Below are 11,707 nucleotides of genomic sequence, written 5' to 3' on the forward strand. Positions count from 1 at the left end.
ATGCCCTCACCTGCCACGGGGGCAATCTAAGCACAAGCCCCATCTCTTCGGCAGGACGAAAAAGAAAGCAACCCGGTGCGTTCATCCCGGAAGCGGAAATAGACGAATAACCAATGATCGGGAAAGCACTCTTTCCCGAACCCCTCATATTCTCCGGAAGCTTCCGGAGAGCCGGGCGACGGCCGTGACCGCAGGCGAGCGGCACGAGCGATTCATCCACCCGACCCGGCTGGGCTGGGATCTGCACGGGCCCGGCGTGCGCACCTCGCCGGTCCTCTCCGCGACCGGGCAGCCGATTCTGGAGATCCGGTCAAGGGCCGGGACACTGGCCCGGATCACGGTCGTCCGGCGCTGCCGCGGGTGGGCTTTCATCCGGCGGCCGTGGTGGGCCCGCGAACGACTCGCCGGACGGGTCGCCGCCCCGGCGCTCGACGACGTCCTGCTCCTGCCGAGCGAGCCGGTCACCAATGCGGTGACCCATTCGGACTCCGGGCGGTCAGCGGACGGGCGGATGACGGTGTACGTGGCCCGTCTCCCCGGAGCGGTCCACGTGGAGGTGACCGACGACGGGTCGGCCGCGCACGCGCCGGAGCCCGACGACGAGGGCGGGCGAGGACTGTGGCTGGTGGACCTGGTCGCGACCGCGTGGGGGTCTCACCACGATGACGAGGCGGGCGGGTCGGTCTGGTTCCGGGTGACGGAGTAGCCGACAGAACATCGTTCCGAACTTTCGACATGTTTATTCAAACGTGCTAGTTGTTAGAAAGTCGACCGATCGGGACCATCCCTATTGGCCGGCGCTGAAAGGACTCATCGCCGACCAACCGGGGGCAGCTGTGAAGTGGGTCGTCGTCGACTACGCCGGAGTCGTCAGCCTGGCGCCGCCCGAGCGGGCGGGTGCCCTGCTGCCGCGCACTCTCGGCGTCGCGCCGCACGAGTTCTGGGCGGCCTACCGGCGGGAACGGCGGGCCTACGACCTCGGCGAGGTGGAGGCGTCCCGTTTCTGGGGCGCCGTGGGCGAGCGGGTGGGCGTGACCGTCGACCCCGATCTCCTGGAGGTCCTGGTCACCCTGGACCTGCGGGCCTGGACGCACCTCGACGAGGAGACCCTGGCGGTCCTGCGGGAGGTGGCCGGTTCCGGCGTCGCCCTGGCGCTGCTGGCGGACGCCCCGGTGGAACTGGCCCGGCTGATCGACGGCCGGCCCTGGGCGCGGCTGTTCCGGCACCGGTTCTTCAGCGCCGACCTGCGCCGGGCCGGTCCCGACCCGCAGGTGTTCCGGCAGGCGTGCGAGCGCCTCGGCGCGCACCCGGACGACCTGCTGTTCGTCGGCGGCAGGCGGGAGAACGTCCTCGCGGCCCGGGCCCTCGGCATCGAGGCCGTGCTGTTCGGTGACGCGTCCCGGCTCCGTTCCGACCTCGCCGGGGCGGGCGTCGGCGTCGTCGCGGCGGGCGGGCACGCGGCGCTTCCGGCCCGCACCTCACCGGCCCGGCGGCGCACTTCGCCGGCCCGGCGGGAGACCCGGGAAGCCGTCCCCCGCCGGTGAACGGTCCGGCCGGTGGACTCCGGCGCGTGCTCAGCGGCCCGGGTCCGTCACGCCGAGGGCTTCCGGGGTGAACACGTAGCGTTTGAACCAGCGGTGCATCCGGTGCCGCAGGGCCCGGTCCCCGTGCACCCGCACTCCCGGCTGCCGCAGCAGGTGCCCCCAGGTCAGCTCACCGAGCCACCACCTGGTCACCGCCTCGGTCGGCGCGGCGAGCCAGACGTCGACGGGCGCCCCGGTGTCCTGCCGGCACAGGTTGACGCCCGCCCGGGACAGGTGCAGCCAGTAGGTGCCGTCGGACGCCGCCCGGTCGGTGAACTCGATCGCGAGCACGACCGTGCGCTCGGGCAGCGCCTCGATGTCGACACGGCGTCGTATGTCCCAGGTCAGCGCGGTGGTGTCGAGGTCGTCCTCGGTCAGGGCCGCGCTCTCGGTGACGACCGCCCAGCGGGCCAGTTCCCGCACCACCGGAACCAGCGCGGTGCCCGCCTCGGTGAGCCGGTAGCCGTCGTCGACGATGCCGGCGGCGCGCAGCGTGCGCAGCCGCGCGGACAGGGTCGCCCGCGGGATGCGGGGCAGGCCGCGGCAGAGGTCGGTGAAGGTCGACGCGCCGAGCAGCAGCTCCCGCACGATCAGCAGCGTCCACCGCTCGCCCAGGACGTCCAGAGCCCGCGCCACCGCGCAGAACTGCCCGTATCCGCTCACCGGTGCATGGTACGCGGGTCCTCACGGCCGTGCTGGTTCAAAAATTGAACTGGTGACGGCGGTACGACCGGTCGACGATCGAAGCCCGGAAGAAGGCGTCGAGAGGACCGGTCAGATCATGGACATCAGCGACGGCGTACTGACGGCGGTGGGAAACACGCCGCTGGTGAGGCTACGCAGAGTCGTGCCATCCGGGTGCGCGGAGATCCTCGTCAAGGTCGAGGGCCGGAACCCGACCGGCAGCATGAAGGACCGCATGGCACAGGCGATGATCGCCGGGGCCGAGAGCGACGGGCGGCTGAGACCCGGCGGCACCGTCGTCGAGTACACGGGCGGCAGCACCGGCGCCTCCCTCGCCCTGGTCTGCGCAGCCCGGGGATACCGGCTCCGGATCGTCAGCTCGGACGCGTTCAGCCAGGACAAGCTGCTCCAGATGGCGGCGTTCGGCGCGGAGCTCACCCTCATCCCGAGCGAGGGACGGGTGATCACGAGGGCGCTCATCCTGAGCATGATCGAGGCGGCCGAGGAGTTCGGCCGGGAGCCGGGCGCCTACTGGACCGACCAGCTCAACAACGCCGACAGCGTCGCGGGCTACCACCCGATGGGCGAGGAGATCTGGGAACAGACGGGCGGGCGGATCGACGCGTTCGTCCAGTCGATCGGCACGGCGGCCTCGCTGCGCGGGGCGACGGCCGCTCTCAGACGCCACCGTCCGGGGCTCCGGGTCGTCGCGGTCGAACCGGCCGAGTCCGCGGTGCTGTCGGGCGGCCGGCCGGGTGCCCACCGCATCGAGGGCATCGGCATCGGCTACCCGCCGCCGATGTGGGACCCCACTCTCGTGGACGAGATCGTTCCGGTCGCCACCGCGGACGCCGAGGAGATGGCCCGGCGCCTGGCCCGGGAAGAGGGATTGTTCGCCGGGACGTCGTCCGGCGCGAACGTCCTCGCCGCGATCCGGGTCGGGCAACGTCTCGGCCCGGCCGCCAGGATCGCCACCCTGCTGGTGGACTCGGGACTGAAGTATCTCAGCACCGGCGTGTACCGGCGCTGATCACCGGCCGTGCGCCCCGATGCCCGAGCCGGATTCGTCAACGTCCACAACGGCGTGCAGCTCAAGGGGGTCACCCAGGTCACGCAGGCCGCGTATGACGCCCACACCGGCGCCAAGTGGATCCGGGACGGGCAGCACTACATCGCCACGGCCACGGACAAGGGCCGTGCGCCGCTCGCTCAGGTGAGCGCGTGACGGGGCCGCTCGCTCAGGTGAGCGCGTGACGGGGCCGCTCGCTCAGGTGAGCGCGTGACGGGGCCGCTCGCTCAGGTGAGCGTGTAGCGGATCGGCAGGTGCTTGAGGCCGCCGACGAAGGTCGTGGCGGTCAGCTCGGGAGCCCCGGCGAGCTCGATCGAGCCCAGCCGGGGCAGGAGTTCGGCGAAGAAGGCGCGGGTCTCCATCCGGGCCAGCGCGGCGCCGAGGCAGAAGTGGACGCCGAACCCGAAGGCGAGGTGCCGGTTGGGGTCGCGGCCGACGTCGAAGCGGAACGGGTCGTCGAAGACGTCCTCGTCGCGGTTGGCCGACGGGTACGACAGCAGCACGGCCTCGCCCTCCGCGATGGGCACGCCGCCGATCCGGGTGTCGGCGGTGGCGGTGCGCATGAACTCCTTGACCGGGGTGACCCAGCGGATCATCTCCTCCACCGCGGTCGGCAGCAGGCCGGGGTCGTCCCGCAGCCGGTCGAGCTGGCCGGGGTGGCCGATCAGGGCGTGCAGCCCGCCCGCGATGGTGGCGCTGGTGGTGTCGTGCCCGGCGGTGGCGATGATCACGTAGTAGGAGGCGGTGTCGACGTCCGAGAGCGGCTCGCCGTCGACGCGGGCGTTGGCGATGGCCGAGGCCAGGTCGTCGGTCGGGGCGGCCCGGCGCGACTCGGTCAGCGCGCGGAAGTAGGCGAAGAAGTCCAGGAGCGCGGCCATCTGCTCACTCGCGCTCTCACCCCGGCGCATCTCCTCGTCGGAGCTGCCGAACAGCTCCTGGGTGAGCTTCAGCATGCGGGGGAAGTCGGACTCGGGCAGCCCGAGCAGCGACAGGATCACGTACAGCGGGTAGTGCACCGCGACCTGGGTGACGAAGTCGCACGCGCCACCGTACTCGACCATCCGGTCGACGTACCGTTTGGCCAGCTCCCGCACCCGTGGCTCCAGAGCGCGCATCGCCCTGGGCCGGAACCAGTCCGCGCCGATCGCCCGCACCACCCGGTGCTGCGGGTCGTCCATGTGGATGAGGGTGCGCAGTTCCGGCCCGCGCGCCCGCTGCGCCGCCCGTAGCGCGTCGAGCTCCGCGGTCGAGAGCAGGGGGCGGGGCGCGTTGACGAACAGCGTGTTGTTCCGTTCGACCTCCATGACGTCGGCGTGCCGGGTGATCGCCCAGAAGGGGTTGTAGCCGGGCGCCTCGACCCAGTGCACCGGATCCTCGCGGCGTAACAGCGTCAGGGCCTCGTGTAACCGTGCCTCGTCGGCGTAGGCGGCCGGGTCGGCCACCGCGCGGCCGGCCTCCTCGACGGTCGGGTTCGTGCTCATCGGGCGGGCTCCTTCGAAGGCGACGGGGGCGTCACATGTCCTCAACGCAACTTTCCCCGACCGAGGCACGGCACGGCTCCGAAATCCGCGATGACACCGGACCGGCCGCCTGATCGGACGCCGGGAGCCGTGCCCCGGAGCCGCGCGGGCGGGTGCGGGTCCCCGGCCGCGACCGTTTTCCCCGCGAAGCGAGGCGCCGGCACCACCGGCCGCTCCTGGACCGTCACCCTTTTCCCGGTGAAGCGGAGCGCCGACTCGGTCACATGGCCCGAAAGTCAGCGGTTCACTTGCGTTCGCCTTCTCGGTCCCCACCTGACGCCTCACGGGCGTCTTTTCCTCATCGCTCACCACGACGGTCTTCAGCCAACGCGGCATGAGGCGGTTTGAAGCCCCCTCCGCAGGGCGGCTCCGAAGGGCCAACACCTTCGTCGTCCGAGCAGCATCGCTCCAGATCATTCGCCTACGTCGAATTCTCCTTTACCTTCAGGATGCACGAATACGGCGGAAATGGTCCGTGTCCAGCCGGACCTGCACATCACGCTCGGCGTGCTGGGTGAGGTCCCCCGAAACTCCCGAAATCATCGGTGCGACGGCGTAGGCCCCGTCTCAGGGGCCGACGCGCTGATCCGCCTCCGACGAACCCGGTCCGGAATGACGGGCCCGACCTATATGGTCCCGGCATGAACCCCGCTTCTGCCAACATTCCGGGCCCGTGGCTAGAACAGCTGACCGGCGCCTTTGAGATCCTGCTCGGCCGTCCGCTGGCGAGTTTCGACACCGACGCCGTCTATGCGACGTTCTTCGGCGGCAACCTCATCAACGAGCTCGGCTTCGCGCGGGACACCGCATGGGTGAACCCGGCCGCCCTCCGCGGCGCCGAGCCGGTCGTCTGGGACTGCCCGATCTTCGACCTGGACGAGCCGCTGCTGGAGTTCGACGCGAGCCGGTCGGTCTTCGAGTTCGACAAGGCCGGGCTGCCACCGGAGTTCGAGGCGGATCTCGCGGCGGCGTGCTTCGCGGGCCGGTGCGTCCTGGGCGGCGATCTGGCTCCCCTGCTGGCGCGGTACGACCTCGCCGCGTCCGATCTGCGCGACACCTGGACCGTCTGCCACCCGCGGCTGGTCTCGGACGGCACGCTCTTCGACGCGATGCGGGTCGCCACCGCGCTCGGCACGGGCCCCGAAAGCCTCCTTCCCCTCGAGGCGGAGGCGGCCGAGGAGTGGCGGGAGGCGCTGGCCGGCCTCACGCCGCCCGAGCTGTTCGCCCACCTGAGTTTCTTCTGCACCGGAGGCGAGGAGGGGCTGATGTACCTGCGGACCGAGCGGTCGGGCGGCGCCCTGCTCGCCGACGAGGGCTGCACGCTGATCGCCAACTGGGAGGAGGGGCAGGGCCAGGTCGAGTTCGCGGTCGTCCAGGTCGGCGAGCTCTTGGCAGGGCCGCGTCCGTCCTGAAGAACACACGGCGGGCCGGGAGCGGCAGACCCGTCAGGGCCGGACGGCGGGCGGCGCGAGGCCACCCGCCGTCAACGCCGCGGCGGGCGCGACCGAGCTTGGCCCGCCGAGGATGGTGAAGAAGCGGTCGGTCCCCTTCACGCGGGCCTCCGACTCCGGCTCGTTCTACGCCCTGTGGCCGTGCGACGACCGGGAAGACCTGGCCACCCTCCCCGTCATCTTCCGGATGAGAGGAGCATCTTCGGCGGAGGAGCGGCACGCACGGTTCCGTGCCATCGCGCTTACGGCAAAAACCCACCAGGCAGAGGCCTGCGCTCGCGCTCCCTGCCGCGCTCCGGAAGCCGTTGAGCTCTGCGTCGAACACGGTCAGGAGGGTCACGCTCAAGCCGGCAGCGCGTAGACCACGAGGTTATCCCGGTAGTGACGGGTTCGCGGGTCGAATGGCCCGGCGCAGGTGATGAGCACCAGGCATGGAGGGCCGGTGCGCGCGAACACCTGCGCGGGGAGCCGGTTCTTGGGGTAGAGACGGCGGGCCACGACCCGGTAGGTGTGCAAGCCGCCGTCGGCGGTGCGCACGTGCACCTCGTCTCCCGGCAGCGCGTCGGCCAGCCGGAAGAGAGCCCCCGGCCCGTGCCGGGCGGTGTCCACGTGCCCGGCGACCACCACCCTTCCCGCTGCGGATCCGGGGCGCGCGCCGCCGCTCCACCAGCCGAGTTCATGCGGGGCGGACGGCACGCGCAGCGCGCCGCGTGCGTCCACGCCCACCGAGCGTATCCGGGCACTGATGCGCAGCGCCGGAATGCCCAGGCCTGTGGGCTGGACTCCGCCGTCGGCGGTGTGCGGCATCGCCGGGGGGACTGCGGGCGGGACGGCGCCGACGTTCACCGGAGCGGCTGGAGGGGGCAGGGCGCGCCCGGTCAGGACGACCCCGCCCCAGCAGGTCAGCGCGGCGCCGAGCAGCGTACTGACTACGCCCGCGGTCTTCAGCGCCGCCACGGTCCGGGCCGCGCCCACATCAGGGCACCGGCCAGGAGGAGGACAAGACCGGCGGCGAGTGCCCAGGAGCCGAGACCGTGCCACTGCTTCGCGGCCTGGCTCCAGGCCCGCCCGCCGTCTCCGGCGGGAACGGCGCGTGGCGTTCCGATGGTTTCCTGCGCTTTGAGCAGCTGGTCCAGGTGGCCCTGGATGACCGGCGCGCTGGACGTGGCAAGCTCCTTGACCTCCGGCGAGGTCCCCGCCTGAAGTTCCTGCTCGCCCAGCTTCAGGGCCATGCGGTGGCCTTCGATCATCGCGGCGATCCAGGCCTGGTCGAAGGCGGAGCCGGACAGCGCGGCCACGCGCTCCAGCACGGCCTTCTCCTGCGGGGCGGGCTGAGAGGGCAGTGACACCCGCAGGCGGCGCGCGGTCTGTTTCAGCGCGGCGTCGAGCCTGGTGTGGTCGGTGACGAGAATGGCTCCGATCGAGCGGACGACTTCGGCCTCTCCCTTGGCCTGAGCGACCTTGCCGGCGGCGATCTCGGTGAGGTTGCCCCGGTGGGCTTGCCTCAGGAACTGCCTATCCTGCTCCGAGACCTCGACTTCGACCTTCGCCGACACCGGCGGCCCGCCCATCAGGACCACCGCGGCGACCGCGGCGGCGCCGACGAACACGACACGCAGAAACATCGCCACCCCCTACAGGAGCCCCGGACGGCTTGCCCGCCCACCTAGGCGCTTCCCGGCCAGGAGATGGCACATGTTGACGAAAGTGTAGAAAGTAGCATTTAGCAACCAGATGATTACAATTTGTTAGATGAGGTGCAGAAGGCGACCTGCGCCACGTCCACGATCAGCACGCTCGCGGCGGGTGGCCGGGCGGCTGCGCGCAGGTGCTCACGCAACCCCGGCGCGGTGGCCAGGTCGAGGTCGCCGGCGACGGAGACGACCGTCACCGCGCCGTGCCGGCGGAGGAGACGGTGAAGAACGGCAGAGAGTGCCCGGGTGCTGTCATGATCGGCTCTTCACGTCCGCGGTGTCGCCGATCAGCGCGGCTCGCACGCCCGGGATGTGGTGAGCGGGGCCGCGCCATTCGACCATCAAGACGGTGGCGTCGTCCTGGAGCCGGCCGTGGTGGTAGTCCGGCACGGCGCGGATCAGGCGGCGCAAGGTCTCGGGGACCGGCAGGTCGGAGGCCTGGTGGCGGATGATGAAGTCGATGAACCGTGCCAGCCCGAACTCCTGCGTGCCCCGGCCGCGGGCCTCGGTGATGCCGTCGGTGTACAGCAGCAGCCGGTCACCGGGCTCGAACCGCTCCTGGCACACGGTGACCGGCAGGCCCACGTTCAGACCCATCGGATGGGCCGGCGGGCAGTCCAACGTGGTGCTCCAGCGGCCGCCGCGGATCACCACCGGCGCGTGGTGGCCGCGGTTGACCCAGCTGAACAGACCACTGGTCATGTCCAGGTCAGCCATGATCGCGGTGACGAAGCGGGTCGCCCGGCCGAACTCGCCGATCAGCACGCGCTCGATCGCCTCGCTGTTGTCGGCCAGGGGCATGCCCTGGCGGCGGTGGTTGCGGCAGGCGGCCACCGCCCGCCTGGCCGTCTTCCGCTGGATCACCCGCTACAACACGGTCCGACGGCACTCCCGGCTCGGCCAGCTCAGCCCGATCGACTATGAGAAGACGGCGGATAACCTGAAGCCTGCCGCCTGAAATCGGTGTCCTCGTTCGAGGGGGAAGCCCCCATCGCGTCGAAGACGGCCAGGTGCAGGACATCACCGGCGATGGCGTAGTCGAAGGCGTCCCCACCGACCTCGTAGGCCGGCTCCATGGCCGCGCTGACCGTCACCTTCTGGTTGGCGAAACTCAGCGGCGGCATCAGGTTCCACTGCATCTCCGCGGCCACGTTCATCGGCCGGGCGCGGGTCAGCCGGGCGTAGGAGTCGCTGTAGAAGCGCATGCTGACCATCAGCGACGCCACCACCGAGGCCAAGGTCCACATCTTGTCCTCGGCCGCATGGTCGTCGTCCTCGGCGGCGCGCACGCGCAACACCCCCAGCCGTTCGGTGCCGTTCAGCAGGGGCACCCACCAGTGATCGGCCTGCCCGTCGGTACCGGTCGTGGGCAGCAGGCGCACCTCCTGGAAGGCTCGCCCGGCCAGCGTGGCATCGACGCGCAGCCGCGCGGGATGCTCCCCGGTGTTCTCGCCTGCGCTTTCACCGTGGCCGGTGAGCAGACGCAGCACGTTCTGCTGCAGGTCGACCACATAGATCAGCGCCTCGTGCAGGCCCGCGCGGGTGGCGTGCTCATCGACCAGGGCCGGCAGTTCCTCCAATGTGGCCAGATGGCTGGCTTCTATCAGTCCGGCCAGCATCCGCCGGACCCCACATGAGCAGGACATCGCTCGCCCCCCGTCTGCCCGGTGGTCATCGGTGTCCGCTCGCGAGCCGAGCCACCACCGGCTGCTGCCCCTCCCAGCTTCACCTGCCCAAACCCGCAGGCCAAATACCTCCTTGCCTGACGGCGGAGCCCGCGGGGGCGCGGGGAGCCCTCAGGTTTCAGCCGCTACGGCGAGCCGCCGCGTTGGCCGGATTCATCCGCGAGCTCATCGTCGAAGGCACCCGCGAGAGCCTGGACGCCGCCCGGATGCGCGGCCGACGCCTCGACCGGCCCCGGCGATGACGGCCGAGCAGATCCGCCGCGCCGCGACCTGCTCACCTGCCCGGAGCACACCGTCTCCTCCATCTGTCCGGCCTGCGCCCGGCCATCCTCACCCCTTGCCGCGCATATCGAATTTCGATAGATTTCTATCGTAGTTCGATCGAGGGAGAGACGATGGGAAAGCTGACAGTGCTCGCGCTGCGCGCCGTGCTCGTGGCGCTGCTCGCCGGCTCGGTGTTCGTACAGGCAGTGATGGTGCCGCTGCTGGCCGCCGACCTGGAGGGACTCAACACGGACTACGCGTACCTGCGCACCCCGCTCCTCGTGATCATTTTTCTGGGCGTCGTGACGGTCCAGGTCATCCTGGGCTGTGTGTGGCGACTGGTGACGATGGTGCGACGCGGAACCGTGTTCTCCCACGCCGCCTTCCGGTACGTGCACATCGTGATCGGCGCGCTCGTCACGGCCGCCCTCCTGGTGTTCGCGCTCGCGGTCGTCCTGGCGCCGGGCGACCCCGTCGCCCCGGGCATCGTCCTGCTGATATGCGGGGCCTCCCTGGCGGTCCTGGGAGTCGCGCTCGTCGTGCTCGTGCTGCGGATGCTGCTCGCCCAGGCCGTCGCGCGCGACGTCGAGGCGGCGCAGATGCAGGCCGAGCTGGACGAGGTGATCTGATGCCGATCGTCGTCGACATCGACGTGATGATGGCCAAGCGGAAGATGTCCGTGGGCGAGCTCGCGGACCGCGTCGGGATCACGCCCGCCAACCTGGCGGTGCTCAAGAACGGCCGCGCCAAGGCGGTGCGCTTCACGACGCTCGCCGCGCTCTGCGAGGCGCTCGAGTGCCAGCCCGGAGACCTGCTGCGCTGGGAGGCCGAGGACGCCGCGGACGGGTGACGTCAGCCGTCGGCGACGCCGGCCGTCACCCGGGCACCTCGGCCGACGCGTCACAGCGGCCCGGCGGCACCGGCCGGGCTGCGGGCGCCGGGAAGCGGCGCGGCACCGGCCGGGCTGCGGGCGCCGGGAAGCGGCGCGGCACCGGAGAGCAGCGCGGCGTCGGACCCCGCGGAGCCCGCCGCCCCCGGCGCCCCCCCGAGGCCGCCGACGCCGGCCTCGCCGGCCACGCCGGCCTCGGGCGGATCCGCGGTCAGTTGTCCCAGACGGCGTTCTTCAGGATCCGGTCCAGTCCCGGCGTGGCCCACTGGTCGACGATGAGGATCCTCTGCTGCGGCAGGTACCACTCGCGCTGCTTGAACGTCGACTTCTGCGTGGCGTCGTCGTACGTGACGCACCGGCCGGGCCACACCCGGTAGTGCGCCCGGTGCGCCACGCCGATGTCGCGGCGGCCCACCGCGATCGCCTTGCCGATCACCTGACCGTACTTGGGATTCGTCGCGCACGGCATCACGTCGACCGCCGGGTAGAACGGACCTCGGTTCGGGTTGTAGGGCGTGAAGCCCTCACCCCCGGTCTTGAGGGCCTTCGGCCCCATCACCCAGAAGCTGTCGCACCTGGGCTCGGCGTAGGGACCCTTCGGCCGCGCGCAGGAACCGGTCACCACCCGGACCTGGTCCGCGGTCCCGTACACCCGCCACGAGCTCGGGATCTCCAGGGTCAGCCCGTGACGCAGGCGCAGCAGCGTGGTGGCGGACCCGGCGGAGGACCCCTGCGACGCAGCGGGCCCCGAGACCGTCGCGGACCCCGAGGAGGCGGAGGCGGGCACCTGAGCCGCCAGCACGACGGTTCCCGCCATAACGCCCAAAGCGATCATTTTTCTCATCACACCGGTGATCGTACCGACACC

14 protein-coding genes and 1 pseudogene are annotated in these 11,707 nt (G+C 71.2%); 7 read left to right on the forward strand and 8 right to left on the reverse strand.

Annotation, left to right across the window (positions count from 1 at the left end):
- Positions 1–184: 184 nt before the first annotated feature.
- Positions 185–706, forward strand: coding sequence for an ATP-binding protein (locus ABD841_RS19985; RefSeq protein ID WP_344973743.1), 522 nt, complete (start codon positions 185–187; stop codon positions 704–706).
- Between the two features lie 130 nt (positions 707–836).
- A complete protein-coding gene (locus ABD841_RS19990; RefSeq protein WP_344973745.1) occupies positions 837–1,544 on the forward strand; it encodes an HAD family hydrolase in 708 nt (235 codons plus the stop codon).
- A 30-nt stretch (positions 1,545–1,574) separates the two neighbouring features.
- Here ABD841_RS19990 and ABD841_RS19995 read toward each other — a convergent pair whose 3' ends face one another.
- Positions 1,575–2,246, reverse strand: coding sequence for a winged helix-turn-helix transcriptional regulator (locus ABD841_RS19995; RefSeq protein WP_344973748.1), 672 nt, complete (start codon positions 2,244–2,246; stop codon positions 1,575–1,577).
- Positions 2,247–2,298: 52 nt separating this feature from the next.
- Here ABD841_RS19995 and ABD841_RS20000 point away from each other — a divergent pair, with 52 nt between their 5' ends.
- Positions 2,299–3,297, forward strand: a complete 999-nt coding sequence (locus tag ABD841_RS20000; protein ID WP_344973751.1) for a PLP-dependent cysteine synthase family protein — start codon at positions 2,299–2,301, stop codon at positions 3,295–3,297.
- 9 nt (positions 3,298–3,306) lie between these two features.
- Positions 3,307–3,492 (forward strand): hypothetical protein, encoded by a 186-nt coding sequence (locus ABD841_RS20005; protein WP_344973754.1) that lies wholly within the window; start codon positions 3,307–3,309, stop codon positions 3,490–3,492.
- A 71-nt stretch (positions 3,493–3,563) separates the two neighbouring features.
- Here the strand turns inward: ABD841_RS20005 and ABD841_RS20010 are convergent, their stop codons facing one another.
- Positions 3,564–4,817, reverse strand: a complete 1,254-nt coding sequence (locus ABD841_RS20010; protein ID WP_344973756.1) for a cytochrome P450 — start codon at positions 4,815–4,817, stop codon at positions 3,564–3,566.
- Positions 4,818–5,497: 680 nt separating this feature from the next.
- On the opposite strand from ABD841_RS20010, the gene ABD841_RS20015 reads away from it, so the two are divergent.
- Complete coding sequence (locus ABD841_RS20015; protein WP_344973759.1) at positions 5,498–6,268, forward strand: hypothetical protein; 771 nt, start codon at positions 5,498–5,500, stop codon at positions 6,266–6,268.
- A 381-nt stretch (positions 6,269–6,649) separates the two neighbouring features.
- Here ABD841_RS20015 and ABD841_RS20020 read toward each other — a convergent pair whose 3' ends face one another.
- The 5 genes and pseudogenes from ABD841_RS20020 to ABD841_RS20045 form a co-directional block, all read right to left on the reverse strand.
- Positions 6,650–7,282: a class F sortase gene (locus tag ABD841_RS20020; protein WP_344973762.1), complete on the reverse strand. Its 633-nt coding sequence runs from the start codon at positions 7,280–7,282 to the stop codon at positions 6,650–6,652.
- Positions 7,252–7,932, reverse strand: coding sequence for a DUF4142 domain-containing protein (locus tag ABD841_RS20025; protein WP_344973765.1), 681 nt, complete (start codon positions 7,930–7,932; stop codon positions 7,252–7,254). The genes ABD841_RS20020 and ABD841_RS20025 overlap by 31 nt, the downstream gene beginning before the upstream one ends.
- A gap of 113 nt (positions 7,933–8,045) precedes the next feature.
- A pseudogene (locus ABD841_RS20030) lies at positions 8,046–8,204 on the reverse strand (STAS domain-containing protein); the annotation flags it as partial.
- 49 nt (positions 8,205–8,253) lie between these two features.
- The gene (locus ABD841_RS20035) at positions 8,254–8,865 is read right to left on the reverse strand and encodes a PP2C family protein-serine/threonine phosphatase (RefSeq protein ID WP_425582009.1); all 612 of its coding nucleotides are present in this window, start codon (positions 8,863–8,865) and stop codon (positions 8,254–8,256) included.
- 41 nt (positions 8,866–8,906) lie between these two features.
- Positions 8,907–9,620 carry a hypothetical protein gene (locus tag ABD841_RS20045; RefSeq protein ID WP_344973771.1) on the reverse strand — a complete coding sequence of 238 codons (714 nt, stop codon included), beginning with the start codon at positions 9,618–9,620 and terminating at the stop codon, positions 8,907–8,909.
- A gap of 461 nt (positions 9,621–10,081) precedes the next feature.
- On the opposite strand from ABD841_RS20045, the gene ABD841_RS20050 reads away from it, so the two are divergent.
- Both ABD841_RS20050 and ABD841_RS20055 read left to right on the forward strand, forming a co-directional pair.
- Positions 10,082–10,579 (forward strand): DUF2975 domain-containing protein, encoded by a 498-nt coding sequence (locus tag ABD841_RS20050; protein ID WP_344973774.1) that lies wholly within the window; start codon positions 10,082–10,084, stop codon positions 10,577–10,579.
- Complete coding sequence (locus tag ABD841_RS20055; RefSeq protein ID WP_344973777.1) at positions 10,579–10,800, forward strand: helix-turn-helix domain-containing protein; 222 nt, start codon at positions 10,579–10,581, stop codon at positions 10,798–10,800. The genes ABD841_RS20050 and ABD841_RS20055 overlap by 1 nt, the downstream gene beginning before the upstream one ends.
- 250 nt (positions 10,801–11,050) lie before the next feature.
- Here ABD841_RS20055 and ABD841_RS20060 read toward each other — a convergent pair whose 3' ends face one another.
- Positions 11,051–11,674 (reverse strand): hypothetical protein, encoded by a 624-nt coding sequence (locus ABD841_RS20060; RefSeq protein ID WP_344973780.1) that lies wholly within the window; start codon positions 11,672–11,674, stop codon positions 11,051–11,053.
- Positions 11,675–11,707 lie beyond the last annotated feature (33 nt).

It is taken from the genome of Streptosporangium fragile (assembly GCF_039534445.1).
GTDB classification, from domain to species: domain Bacteria; phylum Actinomycetota; class Actinomycetes; order Streptosporangiales; family Streptosporangiaceae; genus Streptosporangium; species Streptosporangium fragile.

Bases quoted from the DNA above. Each gene is read 5' to 3' on its own strand.
- ABD841_RS20045 (WP_344973771.1), bottom strand. From the start codon at position 9,620: ATGCTGGCCGGACTGATAGAAGCCAGCCATCTGGCCACATTGGAGGAA.
- ABD841_RS20025 (WP_344973765.1), bottom strand. From the start codon at position 7,932: ATGTTTCTGCGTGTCGTGTTCGTCGGCGCCGCCGCGGTCGCCGCGGTG.
- ABD841_RS20060 (WP_344973780.1), bottom strand. From the start codon at position 11,674: ATGATCGCTTTGGGCGTTATGGCGGGAACCGTCGTGCTGGCGGCTCAG.
- ABD841_RS20010 (WP_344973756.1), bottom strand. From the start codon at position 4,817: ATGAGCACGAACCCGACCGTCGAGGAGGCCGGCCGCGCGGTGGCCGAC.
- ABD841_RS20050 (WP_344973774.1), top strand. From the start codon at position 10,082: ATGGGAAAGCTGACAGTGCTCGCGCTGCGCGCCGTGCTCGTGGCGCTG.
- ABD841_RS20055 (WP_344973777.1), top strand. From the start codon at position 10,579: ATGCCGATCGTCGTCGACATCGACGTGATGATGGCCAAGCGGAAGATG.
- ABD841_RS20015 (WP_344973759.1), top strand. From the start codon at position 5,498: ATGAACCCCGCTTCTGCCAACATTCCGGGCCCGTGGCTAGAACAGCTG.